This window comes from Amycolatopsis sp. cmx-11-51, assembly GCF_047608665.1.
Taxonomy (GTDB): Bacteria; Actinomycetota; Actinomycetes; order Mycobacteriales; family Pseudonocardiaceae; genus Amycolatopsis.
Genome location: NZ_JADNQO010000018.1, coordinates 106,559 through 132,401 on the forward strand (window position 1 = coordinate 106,559; position 25,843 = coordinate 132,401).

Consider the following 25,843-nt stretch of genomic DNA (forward strand, 5'->3'; position numbering starts at 1 on the left):
AGGGCAAAGGTGGCGTGTCAGAGGGTCGCTGCCCCCATGGCCCGCCACCGCGGCCTGCTACCAAGCCTGACCGTAAACCGCTGGCGGTACCTGCGTACCCTGGTGATCGATGTCTGAGAACAAGTCGCCGCAGGCCAGGCCTGCGCAACTGGACGACCGAAGCCCCTGGGTGCTCAACACCCGCGAGCTCGGCCGCCACGCCGGCCTGAGCAAGGCCGTCCAACGCGCCATCCCCGTCGAGTCCGCGCTCGGTGTGCCCGACGTCATCACCATCGACGCCGGCTCCAGCCTGGAACTCGACCTGATCCTCGAGTCGGTCGTCGAGGGCGTCCTCGTCAGCGGCACGGCTTCCGCCGTCGCGACGGGGCACTGTTCGCGGTGCCTCGACCCGGTCACCGAGGACGTCGAGGTCGACCTGACCGAACTCTTCGCCTATCCCGGCTCCGCGACCGAGGAGACCACCGACGAGGACGAGATCCCCCGTCTGGTGGACGACCGGATCGATCTCGAGCCGACGGTCCGTGACGCGGTGGTGCTCGCGCTGCCGCTTGCCCCGTTGTGCACCGAGGATTGCCAGGGTCTGTGCATCGAATGCGGCGTCAAGTGGGCCGATCTCGAGCCCGGGCACGGGCATGAGAAGATAGATCCTCGGTGGGCCACACTGGTGAGCCGTTTCGGTGACGAAACGGGCGATGACCAGGCCGATGGCCCCGGAAAGCAAGCCTGACGAGCACCAGCTCGTTCCGGAGAAGCAAGTTCGCTCGCGACCGCGGGCAGACCGTCTGAAGGAGATCTACTCGTGGCCGTCCCGAAGCGGAAGATGTCGCGATCCAACACCCGCGCGCGCCGCAGCCAGTGGAAGGCGGCTCCGGTTCAGCTGGTGCCCTGCTCCAACCGCGCCTGCAAGCAGCCGAAGCTCCAGCACATCGCGTGCCCGGCCTGCGGCCAGCACAACGGTCGCCAGGTCGTCGAGCCCGCCTGATCGGCAGCTGACGACATGGGGGGTAAGTCGGCCGGTGGACCACCCGCTGACCCCGCACCACTGCTCGAGGCGCTCGGGATCACCATCGAACCCGAGCTGCTGACGCTGTCGCTGACCCACCGTTCTTATGCCTATGAGAACGGTGGGTTGCCGCCGAACGAGCGCTTGGAGTTTCTCGGGGACGCGGTGCTGGGTCTGGTCGTCACCGACCACCTCTACAACACGCATCCCGACCTGGCCGAAGGTCAGCTCGCGAAGCTCCGTGCCAGCGTGGTCAACATGCACGCGCTGGCCAGGGTCGCGCGCGGCCTCGGCGAAGGCGGACTGGGTACGCATCTGTTGCTGGGCAAGGGCGAAGAGCTCACCGGCGGCCGGGACAAGGCGAGCATCCTCGCCGACGGGCTCGAAGCCGTCATCGGCGCCGCGTACCAGCAGCACGGCATCGACCTCGCACGCAAACTCGTGCACCACCTGTTCGACGGTCTGCTCGCCGAAGCGCCGTTGCGCGGTGCCGGCCTGGACTGGAAGACCAGTCTCCAGGAGTTGACCGCGTCGGCAGGGCTTGGCGTGCCCGAGTACAAGGTCGAGGACACCGGTCCTGATCACCGCAAGGAGTTCAGTGCCACCGTGCTCGTCGGCGGGCGTGAACTCGGCTACGGCTCGGGGACGACCAAGAAGGAAGCCGAGCAGAAGGCCGCCGAGACGGCCTGGCGACAGCTTTCGGCCGAACTCGACATCGAACAGCCGCCGAAAACAACCTGAGTCGCCTCAAGAGCGTTTCTCGCACTCCGCCGCCACTCGCACGACCGTTCAGGTCACCTGTGAGAGGGCGGCGGAGGCGTTTTCGCTGGCTATCCCGGCGACCGGCGGCTCGGAGCCCGCGGGCTGGTCGAGACCGAAGGCCTGTTCGCGGCTCCGGCCTCTGTCCGTCGACGAAAGCCCACAGCCGGGCGTGACCTTCCGTTGGCCGGTGGGAGAATCGGACGCATGCCCGAACTCCCCGAGGTCGAGGTGGTCCGTGCCGGGCTGGAGGCACACGTCTCCGGCCGGACGATCACCGAGGTCGAAGTTCTCCATGCCCGCGCGATCCGCCGCCACGAACTCGGCGCGGAGGACTTCAGCGGACGGCTCTCCGGCATCAAGATCACCGCCGCGCGCCGTCGTGGCAAGTATCTGTGGCTGGATCTGTCGGACGGTCAGGCCATGCTCGCCCACCTCGGCATGAGCGGCCAGATGCTCGTCCAGCCCGAAGAGGCACCTGACGAGAAGCATCTTCGCGTGCGATTCCGCTTCGCCGACAACGGGCCGGAGTTGCGCTTCGTGGACCAGCGGACCTTCGGAGGTCTCGCGCTCGCGGAACTCACCGAGGTCGACGGGACGGCGCTGCCGAGCACCATCGCGCATATCGCCCGCGACCCGATGGACCCGCGCTTCGACCTCGATCAGGCCGTTCGCGCGCTGCGGTCGAGGCGGACCGAGATCAAACGCGCTCTGCTCGACCAGACCCTTGTCTCCGGCATCGGCAACATCTACGCCGACGAAGCCCTCTGGCGGTCCAAGCTCCACTGGGCCCGTCCGACCGACAAACTCACCGCGGCCCACGGCCGGACCGTGCTCACCGCCGCCAGTGAGGTGATGGCCGCCGCGCTCGTCGCGGGTGGGACGTCGTTCGACGCGCTCTACGTCAACATCAACGGCCAGTCCGGGTACTTCGACCGGTCGCTCGACGCCTACGGCCAGGAAGGCCTGCCCTGTGGCCGATGCGGGACGGCCATCCGTCGTGATCCCTTCATGAACCGCTCGTCGTTCTCCTGTCCGCGATGTCAGCCACGCCCGCGCGTGAGGTGAAAACTGTCGTGTATGAATGCGGGCACCGCGTCAACTAGCATGAACGGGCACGACATGTAGGGAGTGGGATGGTGGCCGCGACCGAGCCCGGCAAGACGACGCTCGCCGAAAAGATCGACAAGCTGTTCCAGATCGTGCTGAGACCCGATCGTGAGCCGTACAGCCATGAGGAGGTCGCCAAGGCCTGCCGTGAGGCCACCGGCGAGAGTTTCTCGACGACCTACCTCTGGCAGTTGCGCACGGGGCGCCGCGACAACCCGACGAAACGCCATCTCGAGGCGCTCGCCCAGTTCTTCGGCGTCTCGCCGGCGTACTTCTTCGACGACGAGCAGAGCGCCAAGATCGGCGAAGAACTCGCGCTCCTCGGCGCACTCCGCGACGCCGGCGTCCGCGACGTGGCACTGCGCGCTGTAACGCTTTCGCCCGACGGGCTCGACACCATCAGCGACATGATCGACGCGATCGCCCGCAGAGAATCCGGACGGGGCGGCCCGAAGAGGGAGGTGTGAGGTGGACCGCGGCCGTAAGGAGTTGTGGCGACGCTGCCGGAACCTCGCCGACGGTGTGAGCCTCCCCGAGCCTTTCAACGCCGAGGCCTTCACCGCCGAACTGGCGGCTGAACGCGGCCGCCCGATCGAGTTGATGCAGGTCGACGTCCCCTCCAGTGGCCCGTGCGGGCTCTTGATGAGCACCGAACGCGCGGACTACATCCTCTACCCGACCAACACGACCGCCCTGCACCGGCGGCATATCCTCCTGCACGAGGTCGGCCACCTGCTGTGCGGTCACGTCGGTTCGGACGCGGGCGCCGACGGCATCGCGCTCGACGCCGCCGCCAGCAAGACCCTCATGCCGAACCTGTCGCCCGAACTCGTCCGCCGTGTTCTCGGCCGCACGAGCTACAGCGCCGTCGAGGAACGGGAGGCCGAACTGCTCGCCAGCCTCCTCGCGCAGCGCGTCGCCAGGACGGCGGTGCGCGGAGTGGCGCACACCGATGAGAGCGGGAGCGACCTCGCCGGTGGGATGGCCAGGGTCGACAACCTCTTCGGCAGCCGGAAGCGGCGCCTGCCATGACCGAGACCATCGCGTACTTCTGCTGCGTGGTGGCCTTCGCGGGCTTCGGTTACAAACTGATCCAGGCTCGCCACACCCAGCCGTTGCGGCGGATGTGGTTCCTGAGCGCCTTCGGGATGTGCATCGCGGGCGGCATCATGCTGCTCACCCCGGCCATGGAGAACGCCGTCGGCATCGAAGAGCCCATCGGCAGTCTTCGCAATCTCGCGGCCGACTTGCTCAAGATCGGCGCGATGGCCTTCGCGGTCGCGTTCGCGCATTCGCTGAAACTGGGGGAGGGCAAGCGGATCGGCTGGCACGTGGTGCTTTCCTGGACCGTGGTGGCCGCCGAGATCGCGCTCTTCCTGCTCTCCGACAGTTATCGCGTCGGTGAACACACCGCCGCCGGTCCTGGCAGGCTCGGCTGGTTCGTCGCGTACAACGTCGCTTTCCTCGCGTACGGCCTGATCAGCTTGCTGACCTTCTCGATCGTCTTCGCCCGTTTCGCGCGCCATGCCGATCCCGGCCCGCTTCGCACCGGGCTGTGGCTGCTCGTCGGTGGTGGGGTCGCCGCGCTGGGCTGGACCTTCTGGGACGTCGACGACATCTACATCCTCGCCACCACCGGTGAGGTCGACGCCGGCGAGGACACGCTCTCGTCGATCCTGGCGGCGTTGAGCGTCGGCCTCGCCGGGGCGGGCGCGACGCTCAGCGTGTGGGGTCCGGCGCTGGCGACCCCGTTCCGCCTGCTCGGCACGTACCGGACCTACCGCCGGATCGAACCGTTGTGGACCGCGATGCGCGAGGCCGTCCCGGGAATCGCGCTGGACCCGGGCCCCGGTATGCCGGGTGGCGTCGAATTCGCCTTGTACCGCCGGGTCATCGAGATCCGGGACGGCCATCTCGCGCTGCGCCCGTACTTCGATCCGGACATCCCGCCGGTCGCGGAAGCCGAGGCACGCAAGGCGAAGATCCCCGCAGCCCGTGTTCCCGCGACGATCGAGGCCGCGGCCTTGGCCGCCGCGCTCGTCGCCTCCGAGGCGGGCCGCCGGTACGCCCCCGACGACGTTCCGGCGACCTACCTCGAAGAGCCCGACATCGCCACCGAAGCGGCGTGGCTGGTGGAGGTCACGCACGCTTGGCGACGGTCCACTGTGGTCGGACGGATCCGGGACCGTGCCCGCGAGGCCGATTTCGCGTGATTGAACGGGTAACACACGTGATTGAATGGATAACACACGTGATTAGACGGGTAACACAGGAGTTCGCCGTCTAATCACGCGAGTTCGCCGTCTGATCACGTGTGTTACCCGTCTGATCACACGACCGCGAGGACGGCGGCGGCCGCCGAGACCAGGCCGAGCCAGATCGACGGGACGACCTCCTTGGCCCCGTCGCCCGCCCGCAGGTGCGAGATCGCCGCGCCGATCAGCAACGCCACCAGGCCGATCGCCGCGGCGACGCCGATGGGTGCCCAGAACATCCCGGCCACCAGTCCCACCGCACCGGCGACCTCGAGGGCGCCGATCCCCTGGATCGCCCGGACGGAGAAGCCGAGCCTCTCGGTCCGGGCGATCACCGACGACTGACGCAGAATCTTCGCCACCCCCAGCGGGGCGAAGATTGCGGCCAGCATCGACGCCAGCACCACATAAGCCACGGCCATGACGAACTCCTTGGTGTGGAAGGACTTTCAGACCGTGACGCGGCGCATCGTGGCGAACCCGCCGCCGGCGGCGATGGCCACCAGCACCGCGAGCACCCCGGTCACCCCACCCACGGTCAGCGTGCTGAAGAAGGTGCCGATCTTCGACCAGGAGTCGGTCCAGGTGAGCACCATCACGATGCCCAGCAGCACCAGGACCTGCGCCGCGCCGAACACGACGACACCCGGCACCGCGGCGCGCCGGTAGATCAGGCCGTACCACATGCCGTAGACGAACATCAGCGTCAGCAACACGAACGAAGTGAGCAGCGTCAGATACCAGGGGCCGTCGAGCAGCCAAGGCACCCGGAAGTAGTTGAGTTCGAGCCCCCAGCCGCCGGTGGCTTCCTCGATCGCCTGGAACACGACGATCCCGACCGAATACAGCGCGGACAATCCGGCGATCAGCAGGACGGTGCCCAGGTAATACGACCGCCTCGACACGCCGAGCGCGAGCCCGAACGGCAGTGACTTCGTCATGCTCAAGGCGCCGCAGACGAACATGAACACGAAGAGCGTGAACAGGCCGCCGGAGTAGTTCTCTTTTTCTTCTTGCAAGGTCGCGAAGATGGTGAGGTTCACCAAGAACGCGAAGAGTGTGACGCCGACCGGGAGGACGAGGTATTGGAGCCGGTCCACCAGGTGATAACGCGCGACAGTGATCAGGGTGTTCATGCGGACGCCTCCTCTGCGATCTGTCCGTTGGAGGTGTGCACCATCAATTGCTGCAGGGACAACGGTTCCAGCTTCAGGTGCAGGGCTTGTGCCCGTGCCTTCGCGGCGACGTCGAGTGCGTCGGCGACGGTGACCGAAGCCCGCGAACCGATCTTGCGGCGGTGCAGCACCCGGCGGCCGGCGACGAAGGCCTCCACCGCCGTGGCCGGCCCGCTGACCGTCGCGGCCGAGCCGCGCAGTTCGTCGGCGGGTGCGTCGAGGACGACGCGGCCCTTGTCGATCATCACGACGTGCTCCAGCAGATCGGCCACTTCGTCGATCAGGTGCGTGGAGAGCAGCACCGTGCGCGGATGACTGGAATAGTCGTCGAGCAACCGGTCGTAGAACAGTTGCCGGGCGACGGCGTCGAGGCCCGCGTACGGCTCGTCGAGCAGCGTGAGTTCCGCTCGCGCCGCCAGCCCGAGCGTGATCGACAACGCCGAGCGCATCCCGCGCGAGAGCTTCTTGATCGGCCGCTTGAGCGGCAGGTCGAAGTCGCGGAGCAGGGTGTCGGCCAGTTCTGCGTCCCAGTTCGGGTAGAACCAGGACGCCGCCGCGAGGGCGTGCCGCACCTTGAAATCCGGGAACTGCTGGTCTTCGCGGACGAGCACCATGCGCCGGAGCACCCGCTCGTTCTCCATCGGGCTCTCCCCGAAGACGCGGACCGTGCCCGCGGTGGCGAACTCCTGCGCCGTGACGATGCGCAGGAAGGTGCTCTTGCCCGCGCCGTTGCGGCCGAGCAGGCCGGTGATCTTGCCTTCTTCGATGTCGACCGAGACATCGCCGAGTGCGAGGTGGTCGCCGTAGCGCCGGGTCAGGCCGGTGGTCGAAATGGTCGGCGTCATGCGGCGGGTCCTCCGTTCCGGTGTCCGTTCCCGCGGATGAGCGAGATCAGGGTTTCGTCGTTGATGCCGAGGCGCCTGGCTTCGACCAGCATCGGCTCGAGGTACTGCTCGGCGAACCGTTTCCGCCGGTCGGTGAGCAGCTTCTCCCGCGCTCCATCGGCGACGAACATGCCGATGCCGCGCCGTTTCTCGAGCAGGCCGTCGTCGGCGAGCACGTTGATGCCCTTGGCCGCCGTCGCCGGATTGATCCGGTAGAAGGCGGCGAGTTCGTTGGTTGACGGCACGCGTTCCCCCTCGGCCAGGCTTCCCTCGGCGATGTCGTCGGCGATCTGTTCGGCGATCTGCACGAACAGGGGTGTTCCTTCGTCGAGCACGACACCTCCGTCCCAGTCTTCGTGCACCTGTGCCAGGTGCGGTGGTTCATTACTTGACTAAGTAACCCATGAACCTCCCCTCGGGCGCAAGTCGCCTCCGCCGTGCGCACTACTGTGCAATGCGTGGTACCTTCTGTCGCGTAAGACTGGGAAGGACGCGACTGTGGAGATCAGTCAGCTACTCAAAGGCGTGCTCGACCTCGCCGTTCTCGCGGTGCTTCGAGGAGAAGACGGCTACGGCTACGACGTGCTTCGAAGACTCCGGGTCGCGGGGTTGCAGGAAGTGGGCGACGCCTCGGTGTACGGGACGCTTCGGCGGCTGTACAAAGCAGGCCTGCTGACGTCGTACGTGGTGCCGAGCGAAGAAGGCCCGCACCGGAAGTACTACAGCCTCAACGATCTGGGCCGCCAGCGTCTCGAAGAGTCGGGGCAGACCTGGCGGACTTTCGCCACGACAATGAACAGCCTGTTGGGAGAGGCAGCATGAGCACGCAGAATCCGACCGCCGTGCGGGTGTATCTGGCGAGGGTCAGGAGCGCGCTCGCCGACCTTCCCGAGAGCGAAGTCGAGGAGATCCTCGAAGACGTCCGGCCCCATCTCGCCGAAATGGAGGCGGAACTGGGGGAGAACCCCAAGGTCGACGCCTTGATCGAGCGTTTGGGCAGCCCCGAGAGCTATGCCGCCGAACTGCGGGCGTCCGGCGGCTATCCGCCGCGTCCGGCCGACGCGGGAGACAAGACCGCCGTGCTGAAGGGGAAAACCGGGATCGGCGGAGCGCGGTTCGCGTTCTGGGGCCTGGTGTTCTCGGTCGGTGGTTTCGCGTTGTTCGGCTTCGCGGCCGCGGTGTTGATCCGGGTGGAACCGTTGCTGAGCCTGCTTTTCGTCGCGCCCGTATTCGCGATCAGCGTCGTCTACGTGGTCCGGCGCGGCGTCGCCCCGATCGCGGAACTGCCCGAGGTGGTCAAACTCCGCGAGATCGCGACGTCGTTCCAGGCCAACCGGAACAGCAAGGGACTGAACTACTTCCGCTCGCTCAAGCCGGCGTGGTGGGTCCTGTGCGCGGCGGTGCTGGTCGTGTTCGGCCTGCTGCTCGTGCTCCGTGACACCGAGGCCGTGCTGCTGCTGCCGTTTTTGCTGCTGGCGGCCGCCGCGGTGGTCTGGGCTGGCCAGAAGCTGAAGGGCGACCGGCGGCTGCTGTGGCTGGCGGTGCCGATCTCGGCGTTCGTCATCGGCAGCATGCTCGGTGGGGCGGGCGCGGCGGTCGATTTGATCGCAAAGCGGTCCTACGGAGGCGATTCGTACAACGACGGCAACACGCCGACCTACAACGGCAACTACAGCTACGGCAATCCGCTCTTGATGTACGGCAGCCAGGACGTGGAGAACATCTACGCGTTCGACGGCGAGGGCAAGCCGCTGACCGAGATCTACCTCTACGACGAGGACGGCCGTCCGCTCAGCACGACCCGCTACGCCTGTGAGAAGAGCACGGGCGAGAAGCGGAAGATCGGCGACGACAACCGCTACCCGCGTCCGCGGCTCGATCGGGGCGTCCAGGACTACGACGGAAACCTCAACGGCTACAACGGAAACCGCTCCTATTGCCAAGAGCGGACCGAAGTCCCGTTCAGCGCGGCGATCCCGAAGGGCGCGCCGATACCGCCTTCTTCGTCCGTCCCGCCGCCGTCAAGCTCCACCCAGCCGACGCGCTAGGTGGCCGGGGTGGAGGCGGTCGTCGGGGGCAGCCTCCACCCCTTTTCATCCTGCCGCGTAACACCGTACTGCGTGCATTCCTCACCGGGACCGAGCGAGTCACGACTCCGGACAACCGGATCATCGGACATTCCGGAGCGCGCGGAACCGGCTCACGCGGGGAAACCCAGCGGAATGTGACCCATTGGAGCCCTTTCGCGCCGCCCCGTGACCGCTACCATTCTCGAATGCGCCACTTGGTCACGGGAGTACGGCGACGCGATCCCGCCCGGATCGAGCGTCTCATCGGATGAATGGCGGCGAGCCGATCCTTGAACGGGATCGCGAACTCGAAAGGATCGAAGCGGCACTCGATTCCGCGCTGGCGGGCGAGGGCCGGGTCGTGGTCATCGAAGGCCTCGCCGGCATCGGGAAGACCCGGCTGGTACGGGAGGCACGGGCGCTGGCGAAGGCGCGAGGATTCGGCAGGCTGCGGTCGGTCGGTGACGCGCTCGAAAGCGCGATGGCCTGGGGCGTCGTCCGCCAGCTGATCGAACGGTCGCTTTCCCGCTACAGCGGGGAAAATCGCGAGAAGATCCTCGACGGCCCTTCCGGCGCGGTGCTCCGCGCGCTCGACGATCCGAGCGAGGCTGAGCTGGCAAGGACCTTGCACGCGCTCTGGTGGGCCACGGTCGACTTCTCGTCCAGCAGACCGCTGCTGATCACGGTCGACGACGCGCACTGGGCCGACCACTCGTCGCTGCGGTTCCTGGTCTACCTCTCCAGGCGCATCGCCGACCTGCCGATCACGGTGGTCGTCGCCACCCGCCCGCCCGCGGAGAACACCGGGCCACTGGCGCGTTTGAGTGTCTCGCGGCAGGCGGAGCGTGTGTCGCCGAAGCCGCTCTCACTCGAAGCGCTGGCCGAACTCGTCACCGCCCGCGGGGTCCGTCCAGCCTGGGCCGTTGTCGTCTCGCTGCACGCGGCCAGTGGCGGAAACCCTTTCCTGGCAGGCGTTCTCGTCGACGAACTCGACGTGCTCGGGTTGCCGCTGGACCTCGACGCGACGGCGGATCACGTCGGAAGGCTGGGGCCCAGCACGGTTTTCCAGGCCGTCCTGGGCAGACTGCCCTTCGAAGCCGTCGCACTGGCAGGCGCGATCGCGATACTGGGGCCCGGCGGCGATCCGCGGCGGGCCGGGGCACTGGCGAAACTGGACGCCGCCAGGCTTTCGGCCGCGGTCGAGGCGCTGACCTCGGCCCACGTCCTGACCGGCGACGGCGATCACCTCGTCTTCGTCCACCCTGTCGTGCGGGAGGCCGTCCTCACGGATCTCGGCACGATCGCCCGCGCGGCACTGCATACGGACGCCGCGAAGGCGTTGCGGGCGGCGAAGGCGCCGGCGGGCCGGGTCGCCGCTCACCTCGTCCAGGCCCCGAAGGGCGCGTTGCCGGACGCGGCGGGCATCCTGCGCGAGGCCGCGATCGCGCTCCTCGCGGCAGGCGACCCGGAGACGGCCGCCGCGCATCTGCGCCGGGCCGTGGACGAGACTCCGGACGACGCCGCGCTGCGGGCCGAACTCGGCCGCGCGCTGCTCCGCACCGGCGAGGCCGCCGAAGCGCGGCAACAACTTCTGGTGGCGGCGGACGGTGTCCCCGATGCCGAACTCGCCGCCGCCGCCGCGTCGGCCACAGCCGTCGTCGAAGGTCCCGAAGACGCGGTCGCGGAACTCCGGGAGGCGATCGCCGCCCGCCCCGGCGGGCCGCGCGACCCCGGCAGGATGCATCTCGAAGCGCGGCTCGCGGTGATCCGCTCGTTCCTGCCGCACCACCGCCGGACGGCGTCCGACCACCTGAGCGCGTACGCGGGGCTGAGCGGGGTCACGCCCGACGAGCGCACCTTGCTCGGCCTGCTCGCGCAGATGGGCAGGTACGAGGTCCGGCCCGCGGACGAGGTCGCCGCGACCGCCTGCCGCGCGCTGGCCAACGGCGCCTACTTCGAAGACGCCACCGGGAGTCTCGACGCGATGGTCGGCTGGGTGGTGGCGATGCTCGCGCTGATCTCGGCCGACGGCGTCGACGAGGCGCGGCGGGAGATCGAGCGGGCACGGCGGCGGGTACGGGCGCACGGCTGCCCCGTCGAATTCGCGACGGTCGCCAACGCCGCGCTGTTCCTTGACTGGCGGCTCGGCAACGTGAGTCTCATGGAGGCCGAAGCCGAAGGCTCGCTCGCCGCCATCGTGGCCGAGGAACCGGTGCCCCAGGTGATCGCGCTCCGGGCGACGTCGACCCATTTCCTCGCCTACGCCGCGCTGGAACGCGGCGACCTCGAAGCCGCCGCCGAGGTGTTGGCGCGATTCGACGCCGACCACGGCGACGGCCCGCGCATGATGCCGACGACGTGGCTGCACGAGCCGCGCGCGCTGATCGCGCTCGCCGTCGGGAATCCCGTGCTCGCCAGGACACAGGCGTTCCTGCAGCGTGACGAGCTGGCCGCGGCCGGGGTCGACCCGCCGACCATTCCGTGGCGGGTCCCGGCGGTACGGGCCGCGATGCTGCTCGGCGAATCCGGCCACGCCATCGAACTGGCCAACGAGCAGGTGGTCATCGCGCGGAAATGGGGGACCGCGACGGAGATCGGGGTCGCGCTGCGGTTGCTCGCGCACGCCGACGGCGACCGGCGGCTGGATCTGCTGACCGAGTCGGTCGGGGTGCTGGAGACGTCGCCTGCCCGGCTGCAGCTCGCGCGTTCGCTGGTCGACCTAGGTGAGGCGATGCGGGTCGCGCGGCGATGCACCGACGCGCGCACTCCGCTCACCCGCGGCATCGAACTGGCCACCGAATGCGGCTCGGTCGTCCTCCGCACCCGCGCGGCGCAAGCGCTGGAAGCCCTGGGGGACCGGCCCCGGCGGACGCTCGTCGCCGGTCCGTTCTCCCTGACCGCGAGCGAACGCCGGGTCGCGGATCTGATGGCGTCGGGGCGGGCGAACCGGGAGATCGCGCAGGAGCTGTTCGTCACCCCGAAGACGGTCGAGAAGCACCTCGGGCGGATCTACACGAAACTCGGCATCACCGGACGGTGGGAGCTGGGCCGGACACCTTCGTGAGGTCTTCGCCGAAACACGGATGCGAGGGCGCCCCCGGAAGGCATAACCTCCGGGGCAACGCGCTGACGGAGACGAGTAGCCCGGGAAACACGCGAGACCCAGAGAGCCGCCGGTAGCTGGGAAGGCGGCCTCGCGCCCCGTGGTGAAGACCCTCCCGAGTGCGGGGAGGAACGGCGTCCGCGCCCCATGCCCCGCCGTTCGGCCCCCGTCACGGGCCTTCGAGGCCGCCGCTCGTCCCGGGTGGCGGCGAAAGTGCGGTGGTACCGCGAGTTCCCTTCTCGCCCGCACTCCCAAGGGGTCGCGCATATCCGTACAGGAGTTGTGATGATCTCGCGTGTTCTCGTCGCCGACCTGCCCCGGCATGTCGGCGAACGTGTGCGAATAGCCGGTTGGGTGCACCGACGGCGTCAGCTGAAATCCGTCACCTTCGTCGTGGTCCGGGACCGTTCCGGGCTCGCGCAGGTCGTCGCCGCCGGATCCGGTGGCCCACCCGAGGAGACCGTGGTCGAGGTCGAAGGCCTCGTCACCGCGAACCCGCAGGCGCCCGGCGGGCTCGAAGTGACCGAGCCGTCGATCGGGCTGCTCTCCGAACCCGCCAAACCACCGCCGTTCGACCTCTACCGGCCGTCCTTGAGCGCGGCGTTGCCGACGGTGCTGGACAACGCCGCGCTCGCGTTGCGGCATCCGCGGCTGAAGGAGGTGTTCACGATCGCGGCGGCGAGCGTCGCCGGATTCCGGTCGGCGCTGGACGGGCTCGGGTTCACCGAAACCCATACGCCCAAGATCGTCTCGTCGGCCACGGAATCCGGGGCGAACGTCTTCGGCATCGACTACTTCGGCAAGCGGGCGTTCTTGGCGCAGTCCCCGCAGTTCTACAAACAGGCGCTGGTCGGGGTGTTCGAGCGGGTCTACGAGGTCGGCCCGGTCTTCCGCGCCGAACCGCACGACACGGCTCGTCATCTCGCGCAGTACACGAGCCTCGACGCCGAACTCGGCTTCATCGACGACCATCACGACGTGATGACGGTACTGCGAGAGGCCATCGCGGGCATGGCCGCCGCCGTCCCGGAGACCGGAGTCGTGGTGCCCGAAAAGATTCCGGAGATCCACTTCGCGGACGCCCAGGAGCTGATCGCCCGGCTCTCCGGCGAGGACCCGCGCGGGGAGCCGGACCTCGCGCCCGCGCACGAACGGCTGCTTTCGGACTGGGCGCTGCGCACGCACGGCTCGGAGTTCCTCTTCGTCACCGGCTATCCAATGGCGAAGCGGCCGTTCTACACGCATCCGGACCCGGAGCGGCCCGCGTACTCCCGCAGTTTCGACCTGCTCTTCCGCGGGCTGGAACTGGTGACCGGAGGCCAGCGGCTGCATCGGCACGCCGCCTACGTCGCCGCGCTGGCGGCACGGGGTGAATCCGCCGAGCCGTACCGGGACTACCTGGGCGTGTTCGCACACGGCATGCCGCCGCACGGCGGGTTCGCGCTCGGTCTCGAACGCTGGACGGCCCGGCTGCTCGGGCTGCCCAACGTGCGCCAGGCGGCGCTCTTCCCGCGGGACTCGCACCGCCTGACCCCGTAGGATGCCGCGACTCGGCACCTCCGCAGGGGAAGTGCCGAGTCGCGTGGGATCAGGCGTGTGGGGATCGGCTCAGTGGAGGAACGCGCTCCTGGCGGCCAGGTCGGCCAGCAGGGCGCGGCCCTTCTCGGCGTTGCGCGGCTGGGCCAGGACGTCGTAACGCCGGGCGACCAGCTGGCTCTGCGAGATGAACCCGCGCTTGTTCTTCGAAGCCGCGTACCCCAGCGCGCCGAACAGCAGGTTGAACCCGATACCGCCGACGAGACCGACGAAGATCGGCACCAGTCCGGCGCCCGGGTTCAGCAGGCTCAGCACGAGACCGAGGAACATACCGAATATGGCGCCCGACAGCGCCGCGCTGGTCAGCACCTTGCGCCAGCCCATCCGCCCGGCGATCCGCTCGACCAGGATCGGTTCGACACCGACAATGGTGACGTCCGTGATCGGGAAGTCGGTTCCAGCGAGGTGGTCGACCGCACGCTGCGCATCGGAGTACGACTCGTAGGAGCCGATCGGCCACCCGCTGGGCAGCGTCGGGAGCTGAGCCCGCCCCTGGGGCTCGGTGAACGTGGTCTGCTGCGTGAATGCCTGTGTCATTCCTTCTCACCTCTCTTGATCCGTACAACGTTCCGGAGGTACGGATCTCCTCCCGTCCGGCGGGATTCACAGCATCTTCTCAGCCGGGCATCGCAGACAATCCGCCCAGGGATCAACTACAGTCCGCAATGGGTAACGAATAAGACCATTGGCTAAGTTGACCGGGTTGGCCTGACCCGGTAGGAAGAAGCCGCAAAGGTACCGCTTCGAACCTTTAGGTGAGGCTGATGGCGAACAGGCGCGGCATGCTCACACTGGATCGGCTCCGGGAACTGGTCGAGGACGGCACCGTCGACACGGTGCTGGTGGCCATCACCGACATGCAGGGCAGGCTGCAGGGCAAACGCTGCGCCGCCGAATACTTCCTCAACGAGGTCGTCGAGCACGCCACCGAAGCGTGCAACTACCTGCTCGCGGTCGACGTCGACATGAACACCGTCGACGGCTACGAGATGTCGTCCTGGGAGACCGGCTACGGCGACTTCGTCATGCGCCCGGACTTCGAGACGCTGCGCCTGCTCCCGTGGCAGGAGGGCACCGCGCTCGTCCTCGCCGACCTCGAACGGGTGCAAGGCGGTGCCGTGGCCCCCTCGCCCCGGCAGATCCTGCGCGGGCAACTCGACCGGCTGGCCGCGCAGGATCTCGGCGCGTACGTTGGCACCGAACTGGAGTTCATCGTCTTCGACGACACCTTCGAGTCGGCCTGGGACAAGCGCTACCAGGGCCTTCGCCCGGCCAACCAGTACAACGTCGACTACTCGATGCTCGGTACCTCGCGGATCGAACCGCTGCTGCGCCGGATCCGCAACGACATGAGCGGCGCCGGGCTGTACGTCGAATCGGCCAAGGGCGAGTGCAACCCCGGCCAGCACGAGATCGCGTTCCGCTACGCCGAGGCCCTGGTCACCTGCGACAACCACAGCGTCTACAAGACCGGGTCCAAGGAGATCGCCGCGCAGGAGGGCAAGAGCCTCACGTTCATGGCGAAGTACGACGAACGTGAGGGCAACTCCTGCCACATCCACCTCAGCCTGCGCTCCACCGCGGGTGAGGCCGTGCTGGCCGGCGACGGCCCCGGCGGGTTCTCGCCGCTGATGGAGCACTTCCTCGCCGGTCAGCTCGCCGGACTACGGGAGTTGACCTATTTCCTCGCGCCGAACATCAACTCCTACAAGCGCTTCGTCCCCGGCAGCTTCGCGCCGACGGCGGTCGCGTGGGGCACCGACAACCGCACGTGCGCGCTCCGCGTCGTCGGGCACGGGGACTCGCTCCGCACCGAGAACCGGGTTCCCGGCGGCGACGTGAACCCGTATCTCGCGGTGTCCGCGCTGATCGCCGCCGGGTTGCACGGTATCGAGAACGAACTCAAGCTGGAGCCGGAGTTCCAGGGCAACGCCTATGGCTCCGACAAGCCGACCGTGCCGACGACGTTGCGGGAGGCCGCGGCGCTGCTCGACCAGAGCGAACTCGCCAGGTCCGCGTTCGGGGACGAGGTCGTCGACCACTACCTCAACGCGGCGAAGGTCGAACTCACCGCGTACGACGCCGCCGTCACCGACTGGGAGAGGATCCGTGGCTTCGAACGTCTCTGAGCCCTTGATCGGGCTCACCTGCTACCTGGAGCCCGCGAAGTTCCTGGTGTGGGAGACCGAAGCGGCTTTGCTGCACCGTGTGTACGTGGACGGCGTCGCCGCGGCGGGCGGGATCCCGGTGCTGCTGCCGCCGGTGAGCGACGCGCACGACAGGCTGGTGTCCGCCGTGGACGGTCTCGTGCTGGTCGGCGGCGCCGACATCGAACCGGCGCGCTACGGCCAGGAGCAGCGTCCGACGACCTACGTCCGGCCGAACCGGGACGCGTTCGAATTCGGCCTGCTGCGGTCCGCTTTGGACAGTGGCAAACCGGTGCTCGGCGTGTGCCGGGGGCTGCAGGTGCTCAGCGTCGCGCTCGGCGGGACGCTCGCCCAGCATCTTCCGGACACTTTGGACAGTGCGGATCACCAGCCCGCGCCCGCGACCTTCGGCACCACTACGGTGACCCTTGCCGAGGGCAGCCGGGCCGCGTCGATCCTCGGCACCGAGACCAAGGTGCCGTGTTATCACCACCAGGCCATCGACCAGCTCGGTGACGGGCTGGTGCCGGTCGGCTGGGCCGCCGACGGGACCATCGAGGCGGCGGAACTGCCCGGCGACGGGTTCGTGCTCGGCGTCCAATGGCATCCCGAACAGAATCCCGACGACATCAGGCTTTTCGAGGCATTGGTGACAGCTGCGAAGGAGCGGGCATGACCACGTTCGAGGTGATCAACCCCGCCACCGAAGAGGTGGTGAGGTCGGTTGGCCTGACCTCGGCCGAGGAGACCGACGCGGCGATCGCCCGCGCACAGGCGGCGTTCCCCGCCTGGCGGGCGGTGGCCCCCGGCGACCGGGCGCGGCTGTTGCGCCGCTTCGCCGACGCCGTCGACGCCGATATCGAGAACCTCGCCCAGCTGGAGGTCGTCAACGCGGGCCACACGATCGGCAACGCGCGCTGGGAGGCAGGCAACGTCCGCGACGTGCTGACGTACTACTCGGCGTCACCGGAACGCTTGAGCGGCAAGCAGATCCCGGTGCCCGGCGGGGTGAACATGACGTTCCACGAGCCGCTCGGCGTGGTCGGGGTGATCGTGCCGTGGAACTTCCCGATGCCCATCGCGGGCTGGGGTTTCGCGCCCGCGCTCGCCGCCGGGAACACCGTCGTGCTCAAGCCCGCCGAACTCACCCCGCTGACCGCGATCCGCCTCGGTGAGCTCGCCCGCGAGGCGGGTATCCCCGAGGACGTCTTCCAGGTGCTCCCCGGCAAGGGGTCCGTGGTGGGACAACGGTTCGTGGACCACCCGGCGGTGCGGAAGGTGGTGTTCACCGGCTCCACCGCGGTTGGCAAGCAGATCATGGCCGGCTGCGCCGCGCGGGTGAAGCGGGTGACGCTGGAACTCGGCGGCAAGAACGCGAACATCGTGTTCGCCGACGCCGACCTGGAGAAGGCCGCGGCCACGGCGCCGTACGGCGTGTTCGACAACGCCGGGCAGGACTGCTGCGCGCGATCCCTGATCCTGGTGCAGGCGAACGTGTACGACCGGTTCATGGAACTGCTGGAACCCGCCGTGAACGGCGTCGTCGTCGGGGATCCTCGCCTGGAGGTGACCGAGATGGGACCGCTGATCTCGGCCGGGCACCACGCGAAGGTGTCGTCCTATGTGGACGACGCCGCGCCGGTCGCCTTCCGGGGCAACGCTCCCGTCGGACCCGGGTACTGGTTCCCGCCGACCGTCGTCACCCCGCCCGACCTGCGGCATCCGCTGGCCTCGGACGAGATCTTCGGCCCGGTCGTCGCGGTGATCCCGTTCGCCGGGGAGGCGGACGCGGTGACCATGGCCAACGACACCGAGTACGGCCTGTCCGGCTCGATCTGGACGCGTGACGTCGGCCGCGCCTTCCGCGTCGCGCGCGGTGTCGAGGCCGGGAACCTGTCGGTGAACTCGCACTCGTCCGTGCGCTACTGGACGCCGTTCGGCGGGTTCAAGCAGTCCGGGCTGGGCCGCGAGCTCGGGCCGGACGCTGTCGACGCCTTCACCGAGACCAAGAATGTATTCATCAGCACGGAGGACTAGATGGTGCAGCGTTTCGAGGGCCGCGTCGCGGTCATCACCGGCGGCAGCAGCGGCATCGGTCTTGCCACCGCTCGGCGGCTGGCGAGCGAGGGCGCGAAGGTCGTCATCGCCGACATCTCCGCCGAGGCGGGCAAGGCCGCGGCCGGCGAGGTCGGCGGCCTGTTCGTGCAGGCCGACGTCACCGACGCCGAGCAGGTCGAGGCCCTGTTCCAGACCACCGTGGACACCTTCGGCTCGGTCGACGTCGCGTTCAACAACGCCGGCATCTCCCCGCCCGAGGACGACTCGATCCTCACCACGGGCATCGACGCGTGGGAGAAGGTGCAGAAGGTCAACCTGACCTCGGTGTACCTGTGCTGCAAGGCGGTGCTGCCGCATATGCAGCGGCGGGGGAAGGGCTCGATCATCAACACCGCGTCGTTCGTCGCCGTGATGGGCGCGGCGACGTCGCAGATCTCCTACACCGCGTCCAAGGGCGGGGTACTGGCGATGAGCCGGGAACTGGGCGTGCAGTTCGCGCGGGAGAACATCCGGGTCAACGCGCTGTGCCCGGGGCCGGTGAACACGCCGCTGCTGAAGGAACTGTTCGCGAAGGACCCCGAGCGGGCCGCGCGGCGGCTGGTGCACGTTCCGGTCGGCCGGTTCGCGGAGCCGGAGGAGATCGCGGGCGCGGTCGCGTTCCTGGCGAGTGACGACGCTTCGTTCATCACGGCTTCGCAGTTCCTGGTGGACGGCGGCATCGCGGGGGCCTACGTCACCCCCCTGTGAGGTTTGCCCAGGTCCGTGAAGGCCTCCTTGAGGGACCCAGAGTCCCTCAAGGAGGCCTTCACGGACCTGTTCACTCCCTGCCGCCGTCACTCGTCCCGGTGGCTGGGATGGCATACCCTTGACCTGCGCGGTAGTTCTGGGACGCGGAGCCGCCTGGTTTCGCGATCCGAGAAGCGCGGAGGCCCCCAGGATGACCCGGCAGATGAGCACCGCCATGCGCGACTGCATCGACCTGTGCAACGAGTGCCACGTCAGGTGCGAGGAGATGATGACGCGCTGCATGGAGGTCGGCGGCGCCAAGCTCGGGATGATGATGGTGACCTGCGCCGACATGTCCCGCATGAGCGCCGACATGATGATGCGCTGTTCGGCCATGATCGCCGACCTCGAAATGATGCGCATGTGCGCGAAGACGTGCGGCCTCGCCTCCCAGATGATGCGCATGTGCGCCCAGGAGTGCGCCAAGACCGGCGACCCGGAACTCGTCGAAGCCGCCGGCATGATGACGCGCTGCGCCGAGCTCTGCGGCACCATCACCGCCGAAATGATGATGGAGACCGCCTAGAGCGTGTCTCCCGAACTGAGGTTGGCAGGTTGGGTGAGGACAGGCGCGCGCGTTTCTTGTCGGCCGGAGGCCTCGGTTTTGCGGAGGTGGGCCGCTGATCTGGCTGAGTGGGTGACCAGCGGATGCCGGGGCCCGGCTGCGGAAATCCGAAAGCGCGCTTTGAGAGACGCCGCCTAGCCACGACCCGGCGGCCGGGCACGACGGGTGTCCGGCCGAACGGGGGAAGTGACGTGTCCGGCCAGAAGTAGACGCGCGTCGAACGCGCCAGGTACGGTGTGCGCACAACTGCAGACAGGGCCGTTGAGCTGGAGCGGGAGAGCCCCCACGAAGGTGGTGGGGCACCGAAGGAGCAAACTCCCCGGAATCTCTCAGGTACCCACTACCGCTTCCGCGAGGCCACTCTGGAAAGCAGGCGCGCAAGTGCGCCTCACCCAAGGTGAAAGCCGTCCCCTCACGGGCGGTGAAACTCTCAGGTGCCATGACAGAGGGGGAGTTCCCAGCGCACCGGTCTATCCGGCGCCTGACCCAAGGAGCTCCCTTGACCAGTACGTCCTTCGGCGACCGGCACATCGGCCCCTCGGAGTCCGAGCAGGCCAAGATGCTCGCCGAGGTCGGCTACGGCAGCCTCGACGCCTTGATGCGGGCCGCCGTGCCGTCCGCGATCCGGATCACCCGTGACCTCGAGCTTCCCCCCGCCGCGTCCGAAGAGAGCGCCATCGCCGAGCTTCGCGCGCTTGCCGCGCTCAACAAGCCGATGACGCAGATGATCGGCCTCGGCTTCCACGACACGGTCACCCCGGCGGTCATCCGCCGCAACGTGCTGGAGAACCCGGCCTGGTACACGGCGTACACGCCCTACCAGCCGGAGATCTCGCAGGGCCGCCTCGAAGCCCTCCTCAACTTCCAGACCATGGTTTCCGAGCTGGCCGGTCTCGCCACCGCGAACGCCTCCCTGCTCGACGAGTCCACCGCCGTCGCCGAGGCCGTCATGCTGATGCGCCGCGTGTCGAAGTCCAAGTCGAACAAGGTCGTCCTCGACGCCGAGTGTCTGCCGCAGACCATCGCGGTCGTGCGCACCCGCGCCGAGGCGATGGGCATCGAGGTCGAGGTCCGCGACCTGCTCACCGGCCTGCCGGAGGAGTTCTTCGGCGTCGTCGTCCAGTACCCCGGTGCTTCCGGCGTGCTGCGCGGCGCGGGCTTCTACTCCGCCATCTCCGAGACCGCGAAGGCCGCCGGAGCGCTGTACACCGTCGCCGCCGACCTGCTCGCCCTCACGCTGGTCACCGCGCCAGGTGAGTTCGGCGCGGACATCGCCGCCGGTTCCACCCAGCGCTTCGGCGTCCCGCTCGGCTATGGCGGCCCGCACGCCGGGTACATGGCCGTCCGCGCCGGGCTCGAGCGTTCGCTGCCGGGCCGTCTCGTCGGTGTCTCGGTCGACGCCGACGGCAACCTCGCGTACCGCCTCGCCCTCCAGACCCGCGAGCAGCACATCCGCCGCGAGAAGGCGACCTCCAACATCTGCACCGCGCAGGTCCTGCCCGCCGTGCTCGCCGCGATGTACGCGGTCTACCACGGTCCGGACGGCCTCAAGCGCATCGCGACCCGCGTCCACGAACTCGCCGGCGGTCTGGCGGACGCCCTGCGCGCCGGGGGCGTCGAGGTCGTCCACGAGGGCTTCTTCGACACCGTCCTCGCCCGCATGCCCGGACAGGCCGAAGCGGTCGTCGCGGTCGCGCGCGAGAACGGGATCAACCTCGGCCCGGTCGACGCCGACCACGTCCGCGTCGCCGTCGACGAGGTCACCACGCCCGCGATCATCGCCAAGGTGCTCAACGCCTTCGGTATCGACACCGCGGCTACCGAGGCCCAGGCGCTGCCCGCGGGCCTGCACCGCGAGAGCGAGTACCTCACCCACGAGGTCTTCCACTCCCATCGCTCCGAGACCGCGATGCTGCGCTACCTGCGCAGCCTGTCCGACTTGGACTACGCGCTCGACCGCGGCATGATCCCGCTCGGCTCCTGCACGATGAAGCTCAACGCCACCACCGAGATGGAGCCGATCAGCTGGCGTGAGTTCGCGGGTATCCACCCGTTCGCCCCGGTCGAGGACGCCGAGGGCTACCACGTCCTGGTCGAGCAGCTGTCGAGCTGGCTGGCCGAGGTCACCGGCTACGACAAGGTGTCGCTGCAGCCGAACGCCGGTAGCCAGGGCGAACTCGCCGGACTGCTCGCGATCCGCGCGTACCACCAAGCGAACGGTCAGCAGGAACGCGAGGTCTGCCTGATCCCGTCGTCCGCGCACGGCACGAACGCGGCCTCAGCGGTCATGGCCGGGATGCGCGTCGTCGTGGTCAAGTGCACCGACGAGGGCAACGTCGACCTCGAAGACCTGCGCGCCAAGGCCGAGGCCAACCGCGACACGCTCTCCGCGATCATGGTCACCTATCCGTCCACACACGGTGTCTACGAGCACGGCATCGACGAGCTGGCCAAGATCGTCCACGACGCGGGCGGCCAGGTCTACGTCGACGGCGCGAACCTCAACGCCCTGCTGGGCCTGGCGAAGCCGGGCGAGTTCGGCGGCGACGTCTCGCACCTGAACCTGCACAAGACCTTCTGCATCCCGCACGGTGGCGGCGGCCCCGGCGTCGGCCCGGTCGCGGTGCGCGCGCACCTCGCGCCGTACCTGCCGAACCACCCGCTGCTGGAGAAGGCCGGTCCGTCGACCGGCGTCGGCCCGATCAGCGCCGCCCCGTACGGCTCGGCGTCGATTCTGCCGATCTCGTGGGCGTACGTCCGGATGATGGGCGCAGCTGGATTGACACTTGCGACTAGCGCGGCCGTTCTCGCCGCGAACTACGTGGCCAAGCGCCTCAACCAGCACTATCCGGTGCTCTACACCGGCCAGGACGGCCTGGTCGCGCACGAGTGCATCCTCGATCTGCGCGGACTCACCAAGGAGACCGGCGTTTCCGTGGACGACGTCGCGAAGCGCCTGATCGATTACGGCTTCCACGCCCCGACCATGTCGTTCCCGGTCGCGGGCACGCTGATGGTCGAGCCGACCGAATCCGAGGACCTCGGCGAGATCGACCGCTTCATCGAGGCGATGATCGCCATCCGCGCGGAGATCGACGCCGTCGCGCGGGGCCGTTGGACCGCGGACAACAGCCCGCTGCGCAACGCTCCGCACACCGCGGAAACCCTGATCGGCGACTGGGACCTGCCGTACGACCGCGAACTCGCGGTGTACCCCGCCGGGGTGAACCGCAAGGCCAAGTACTGGCCCCCGGTGCGCCGCATCGACGGTGCGCGCGGGGACCGTAACCTCGTCTGCTCCTGCCCGCCGCTCAACGCCTACGAGAACTGAGGCACTTGATGTCGAAAGAGACGTCCCTGCACGGGGTCCACAAAGGACTGGGTGCGCTGTTCACCGACTTCGCGGGCTGGTCGATGCCGATCCGCTATTCCAGCGAACTGGCGGAGCACAAGGCGGTCCGCGAGACCGCGGGCCTGTTCGACCTCTCCCATATGGCCGAAATCGAGGTGACCGGTGGGCAAGCCGCCGAGGTCCTCGACTTCGCGCTGGTCGGCAACCTGTCCGGCGTCAAGCCGGGCCGGGCGCGCTACACGATGATCTGCGATGCAGGAGGCGGCGTACTCGACGACCTGGTCGTCTACCGCCTCGCCGACGAGAAGTTCCTGGTCGTTGCCAACGCGGGTAACGCTTCCGTCGTCGCCGAAGCGCTGGCAGAGCGGGCTTCCGGCTTCGACGCCGTCGTCGACGACAAGTCCGAGGACGTCGCGCTGATCGCCGTCCAGGGCCCGAAGGCCGTCGAGATCCTGGGCGCCGTCACCGACGCCGACCTCGGCGCGCTCAAGTACTACGCGAGCGTCCCGGCCGTCGTGAAGGGTCACGACGTCCTGCTCGCCCGCACCGGTTACACCGGCGAGGACGGCTTCGAGCTGTACGTCCCGGCCGGTGAGGCCCCCGCCGTCTGGCGCATCCTCACCGAGGCCGGGGAGCCGCACGGCCTGCTCCCGGCGGGTCTCGCCTGTCGTGACACACTGCGCCTCGAAGCCGGAATGCCGTTGTACGGCAACGAACTCAGCCTCCGGTTGAGCCCGTTCGAAGCCGGTCTCGGCCGTGTCGTCAAGTTCGAGAAGCCCGGCGACTTCGTCGGCAAGGCCGCGCTGGAGGAACTGTCCAAAAAGGACGTTCGCCGCGTGCGCGTCGGGCTCAAGGGCTCCGGCCGCCGCGCCCCGCGCCACGGCTACACAGTCCTGTCCGGCGAGACCGAGATCGGTGAGGTCACCAGCGGTGCCCTCTCGCCGACCCTGGGCTACCCGATCGCCATGGCGTACGTGGACCGGGAGCACTCCGAGCCCGGCACCGAGCTTTCCGTCGACATCCGGGGCCGCGTCGAGCCCGTCGAGGTCGTCGCCCTGCCCTTCTACTCTCGCGCCTGAAAGGCCCCTTCTCATCATGAGCATCCCCCAGGACCTGAAGTACACGAAGGAACACGAGTGGCTGAACGTCGTCGACGGCGTCGCCACCGTGGGCATCACCGCCTTCGCCGCCGAGTCGCTCGGTGACATCGTGTTCGTCCAGCTTCCCTCGGTCGGTGACACCGTCTCCGCCGGCGAGGTGTTCGGCGAGGTCGAGTCGACCAAGTCCGTCAGCGAGCTGTACGCGCCTGTGGACGGCGAGGTCGTCGAGGTGAACGGGGCCACAACGGACACCCCCGAGTTGATCAACTCGGACCCGTACGCCGAAGGATGGCTCCTGAAGGTGCGTCTGTCCGGCGACGTGCCCGCCCTGCTCGATGCCCAGGCCTACGCCGTGCTCACCCAGGAGAGCTGAAATGGGAGACACTTCTTTGTTCAACGCAGCCCTGTCCGAAGTGGACCCCGAGGTCGCCGCGGCCGTCGCCGCCGAACTCGACCGGCAGCAGTCGACCCTGGAAATGATCGCTTCGGAGAACTTCGCCCCGGTTAGCGTGCTCGAGGCGCAGGGTTCCGTGCTGACCAACAAGTACGCCGAGGGCTACCCCGGCCGCCGCTACTACGGTGGTTGCGAGCACGTCGACGTCATCGAGCAGCTGGCGATCGACCGCGCGAAGGCCCTCTTCGGCGCCGAGCACGCCAACGTCCAGCCGCACTCGGGTGCGCAGGCCAACGCCGCCGCCATGGTCGCCGTGCTCAACCCCGGTGACACCATCCTCGGTCTCGACCTCGCCCACGGCGGGCACCTGACCCACGGAATGAAGATCAACTTTTCCGGCAAGCTCTACAACGTCGTCGCCTACCACGTCGACAAAGAGACCGGGATCGTCGACGTCGAGGAGATCGAGCGTCTCGCCAAGGAACACAAGCCGAAGCTGATCATCGCCGGCTGGTCGGCGTACCCGCGTCAGCTCGACTTCGCCGAGTTCCGCCGCATCGCCGACGAGGTCGGCGCGAAGGTCATGGTCGACATGGCGCACTTCGCCGGTCTCGTCGCCGCCGGACTGCACCCGAGCCCGGTGCCGCACGCGGACATCGTCACCACGACCACGCACAAGACCCTCGGCGGCCCGCGTGGCGGCATCATCCTGTGCCGACAGGAACTCGCCAAGAAGATCAACTCGGCGGTGTTCCCCGGCCAGCAGGGCGGTCCGCTGGAGCACGTCATCGCCGCCAAGGCCGTCGCGCTGAAGGTCGCCGCGAGCGAGGAGTTCCGCGAGCGCCAGCAGCGTGTGCTCGAAGGCGCGAAGATCCTGGCCGACCGCCTTTCGCGGACGGACTGCGCCGAAGCGGGCGTCCGGGTGCTGACCGGTGGCACCGACGTGCACCTGGTGCTCGTCGATCTGGTCAACTCCACTTTGGACGGTCAGCAGGCCGAGGACCGGCTGCACTCGGTCGGCATCACGGTCAACCGCAACGCCGTCCCGTTCGATCCGCGGCCGCCGATGATCACCTCGGGCCTGCGGATCGGCACCCCGGCGCTGGCGACCCGTGGCTTCGGTGCCGAGGACTTCGCCGAGGTCGGCGACATCATCGCCGAGGCGCTGCGCCCGGACTTCGACGAGGCGCTGCGCCAGTCGCTGTCCGCCCGGGTCGAACTGCTGGCGAAGAAGCACCCGCTGTACGAGGGCCTCAACCGATGAGCGCGCTCCCCGAGGGGCGCAAACTTCTCCGGCTCGAAGTCCGCAACGCGCAGACCCCGATCGAGAAGAAGCCTTCGTGGATCAAGACGCGTGCGCGGATGGGGCCGGAGTTCACCGAGCTTAAGGGCCTGGTCAGGCGTGAGGGTCTTCACACTGTGTGTGAGGAGGCTGGTTGTCCCAATATTTATGAGTGTTGGGAGGACCGGGAGGCCACGTTCTTGAT

General features: G+C 68.5%; 25 protein-coding genes, 1 pseudogene and 1 riboswitch. Of the genes and pseudogenes, 21 read left to right on the forward strand and 5 right to left on the reverse strand.

Annotation, left to right across the window (positions count from 1 at the left end):
- Positions 1-109 precede the first annotated feature (109 nt).
- The 7 genes from ACM6LU_RS34940 to ACM6LU_RS34970 all read left to right on the forward strand — a co-directional run bounded on the left by ACM6LU_RS34940 (position 110) and on the right by ACM6LU_RS34970 (position 5,085).
- Positions 110-727: a YceD family protein gene (locus tag ACM6LU_RS34940; RefSeq protein WP_414942125.1), complete on the forward strand. Its 618-nt coding sequence runs from the start codon at positions 110-112 to the stop codon at positions 725-727.
- Positions 728-799: 72 nt separating this feature from the next.
- Positions 800-982, forward strand: a complete 183-nt coding sequence (rpmF, locus tag ACM6LU_RS34945) for a 50S ribosomal protein L32 (protein ID WP_005160412.1) — start codon at positions 800-802, stop codon at positions 980-982.
- 15 nt (positions 983-997) lie between these two features.
- Complete coding sequence (rnc, locus tag ACM6LU_RS34950) at positions 998-1,744, forward strand: ribonuclease III (protein WP_409490137.1); 747 nt, start codon at positions 998-1,000, stop codon at positions 1,742-1,744.
- 225 nt (positions 1,745-1,969) lie between these two features.
- The gene (mutM, locus tag ACM6LU_RS34955) at positions 1,970-2,830 is read left to right on the forward strand and encodes a bifunctional DNA-formamidopyrimidine glycosylase/DNA-(apurinic or apyrimidinic site) lyase (protein ID WP_414942126.1); all 861 of its coding nucleotides are present in this window, start codon (positions 1,970-1,972) and stop codon (positions 2,828-2,830) included.
- A 68-nt stretch (positions 2,831-2,898) separates the two neighbouring features.
- The gene (locus ACM6LU_RS34960) at positions 2,899-3,339 is read left to right on the forward strand and encodes an XRE family transcriptional regulator (RefSeq protein WP_414942127.1); all 441 of its coding nucleotides are present in this window, start codon (positions 2,899-2,901) and stop codon (positions 3,337-3,339) included.
- Position 3,340: 1 nt separating this feature from the next.
- Positions 3,341-3,904, forward strand: coding sequence for a hypothetical protein (locus ACM6LU_RS34965; protein WP_414942128.1), 564 nt, complete (start codon positions 3,341-3,343; stop codon positions 3,902-3,904).
- Positions 3,901-5,085, forward strand: coding sequence for an MAB_1171c family putative transporter (locus ACM6LU_RS34970; protein WP_414942129.1), 1,185 nt, complete (start codon positions 3,901-3,903; stop codon positions 5,083-5,085). Before ACM6LU_RS34965 ends, ACM6LU_RS34970 begins: the two co-directional genes overlap by 4 nt.
- Positions 5,086-5,201: 116 nt before the next feature.
- Here ACM6LU_RS34970 and ACM6LU_RS34975 read toward each other — a convergent pair whose 3' ends face one another.
- From ACM6LU_RS34975 to ACM6LU_RS34990, 4 genes are read right to left on the reverse strand one after another with little or no spacing between them, the layout of a single operon-like run.
- Positions 5,202-5,549 (reverse strand): DoxX family protein, encoded by a 348-nt coding sequence (locus ACM6LU_RS34975; protein WP_414942130.1) that lies wholly within the window; start codon positions 5,547-5,549, stop codon positions 5,202-5,204.
- Positions 5,550-5,576: 27 nt separating this feature from the next.
- Positions 5,577-6,263: an ABC transporter permease gene (locus tag ACM6LU_RS34980; protein ID WP_414942131.1), complete on the reverse strand. Its 687-nt coding sequence runs from the start codon at positions 6,261-6,263 to the stop codon at positions 5,577-5,579.
- The gene (locus ACM6LU_RS34985) at positions 6,260-7,147 is read right to left on the reverse strand and encodes an ABC transporter ATP-binding protein (RefSeq protein ID WP_414942132.1); all 888 of its coding nucleotides are present in this window, start codon (positions 7,145-7,147) and stop codon (positions 6,260-6,262) included. Before ACM6LU_RS34985 ends, ACM6LU_RS34980 begins: the two co-directional genes overlap by 4 nt.
- Positions 7,144-7,521, reverse strand: a complete 378-nt coding sequence (locus ACM6LU_RS34990) for a GntR family transcriptional regulator (RefSeq protein ID WP_414942133.1) — start codon at positions 7,519-7,521, stop codon at positions 7,144-7,146. Before ACM6LU_RS34990 ends, ACM6LU_RS34985 begins: the two co-directional genes overlap by 4 nt.
- A 163-nt stretch (positions 7,522-7,684) precedes the next feature.
- On the opposite strand from ACM6LU_RS34990, the gene ACM6LU_RS34995 reads away from it, so the two are divergent.
- From ACM6LU_RS34995 to aspS, 4 genes are all read left to right on the forward strand, one after another.
- Positions 7,685-8,008, forward strand: coding sequence for a PadR family transcriptional regulator (locus tag ACM6LU_RS34995; protein ID WP_414942134.1), 324 nt, complete (start codon positions 7,685-7,687; stop codon positions 8,006-8,008).
- On the forward strand, positions 8,005-9,234 hold the full coding sequence (locus tag ACM6LU_RS35000; RefSeq protein ID WP_414942135.1) for a DUF1700 domain-containing protein: 1,230 nt from the start codon (positions 8,005-8,007) through the stop codon (positions 9,232-9,234). The genes ACM6LU_RS34995 and ACM6LU_RS35000 overlap by 4 nt, the downstream gene beginning before the upstream one ends.
- 289 nt (positions 9,235-9,523) lie before the next feature.
- Positions 9,524-12,319: a helix-turn-helix transcriptional regulator gene (locus tag ACM6LU_RS35005; RefSeq protein WP_414942136.1), complete on the forward strand. Its 2,796-nt coding sequence runs from the start codon at positions 9,524-9,526 to the stop codon at positions 12,317-12,319.
- A 324-nt stretch (positions 12,320-12,643) separates the two neighbouring features.
- Positions 12,644-13,897 carry an aspartate--tRNA(Asn) ligase gene (gene aspS / locus ACM6LU_RS35010; protein ID WP_414942137.1) on the forward strand — a complete coding sequence of 418 codons (1,254 nt, stop codon included), beginning with the start codon at positions 12,644-12,646 and terminating at the stop codon, positions 13,895-13,897.
- A gap of 69 nt (positions 13,898-13,966) precedes the next feature.
- Here the strand turns inward: aspS and ACM6LU_RS35015 are convergent, their stop codons facing one another.
- Positions 13,967-14,491 carry a general stress protein gene (locus ACM6LU_RS35015; RefSeq protein WP_414942138.1) on the reverse strand — a complete coding sequence of 175 codons (525 nt, stop codon included), beginning with the start codon at positions 14,489-14,491 and terminating at the stop codon, positions 13,967-13,969.
- A 227-nt stretch (positions 14,492-14,718) separates the two neighbouring features.
- Between ACM6LU_RS35015 and ACM6LU_RS35020 the strand changes: the two genes are divergently transcribed.
- The 10 genes and pseudogenes from ACM6LU_RS35020 to ACM6LU_RS35065 form a co-directional block, all read left to right on the forward strand.
- Positions 14,719-16,083 carry a glutamine synthetase family protein gene (locus tag ACM6LU_RS35020; protein ID WP_414942139.1) on the forward strand — a complete coding sequence of 455 codons (1,365 nt, stop codon included), beginning with the start codon at positions 14,719-14,721 and terminating at the stop codon, positions 16,081-16,083.
- Positions 16,064-16,777 (forward strand): gamma-glutamyl-gamma-aminobutyrate hydrolase family protein, encoded by a 714-nt coding sequence (locus ACM6LU_RS35025; RefSeq protein WP_414942140.1) that lies wholly within the window; start codon positions 16,064-16,066, stop codon positions 16,775-16,777. Before ACM6LU_RS35020 ends, ACM6LU_RS35025 begins: the two co-directional genes overlap by 20 nt.
- Entirely contained in the window at positions 16,774-18,138 is a 1,365-nt protein-coding gene (locus ACM6LU_RS35030; RefSeq protein WP_414942141.1) for an aldehyde dehydrogenase family protein, read from the forward strand. The genes ACM6LU_RS35025 and ACM6LU_RS35030 overlap by 4 nt, the downstream gene beginning before the upstream one ends.
- The gene (locus ACM6LU_RS35035; RefSeq protein WP_414942142.1) at positions 18,139-18,906 is read left to right on the forward strand and encodes a 3-oxoacyl-ACP reductase; all 768 of its coding nucleotides are present in this window, start codon (positions 18,139-18,141) and stop codon (positions 18,904-18,906) included.
- Between the two features lie 190 nt (positions 18,907-19,096).
- Positions 19,097-19,471 carry a hypothetical protein gene (locus ACM6LU_RS35040; RefSeq protein ID WP_414942143.1) on the forward strand — a complete coding sequence of 125 codons (375 nt, stop codon included), beginning with the start codon at positions 19,097-19,099 and terminating at the stop codon, positions 19,469-19,471.
- Between the two features lie 391 nt (positions 19,472-19,862).
- A riboswitch (glycine riboswitch) is annotated at positions 19,863-19,966 on the forward strand.
- Positions 19,967-20,009: 43 nt separating this feature from the next.
- A complete protein-coding gene (gene gcvP / locus ACM6LU_RS35045; protein ID WP_414942144.1) occupies positions 20,010-22,841 on the forward strand; it encodes an aminomethyl-transferring glycine dehydrogenase in 2,832 nt (943 codons plus the stop codon).
- 8 nt (positions 22,842-22,849) lie between these two features.
- The gene (gene gcvT, locus ACM6LU_RS35050) at positions 22,850-23,941 is read left to right on the forward strand and encodes a glycine cleavage system aminomethyltransferase GcvT (protein ID WP_414942145.1); all 1,092 of its coding nucleotides are present in this window, start codon (positions 22,850-22,852) and stop codon (positions 23,939-23,941) included.
- A gap of 16 nt (positions 23,942-23,957) precedes the next feature.
- A complete protein-coding gene (gene gcvH / locus ACM6LU_RS35055) occupies positions 23,958-24,335 on the forward strand; it encodes a glycine cleavage system protein GcvH (RefSeq protein WP_414942146.1) in 378 nt (125 codons plus the stop codon).
- A gap of 1 nt (position 24,336) precedes the next feature.
- Positions 24,337-25,620 (forward strand): serine hydroxymethyltransferase, encoded by a 1,284-nt coding sequence (gene glyA, locus ACM6LU_RS35060; protein WP_414942147.1) that lies wholly within the window; start codon positions 24,337-24,339, stop codon positions 25,618-25,620.
- Positions 25,617-25,843 (forward strand): annotated as a pseudogene (locus ACM6LU_RS35065) (lipoyl synthase); the annotation flags it as partial. The gene glyA and the pseudogene ACM6LU_RS35065, both read left to right, overlap by 4 nt.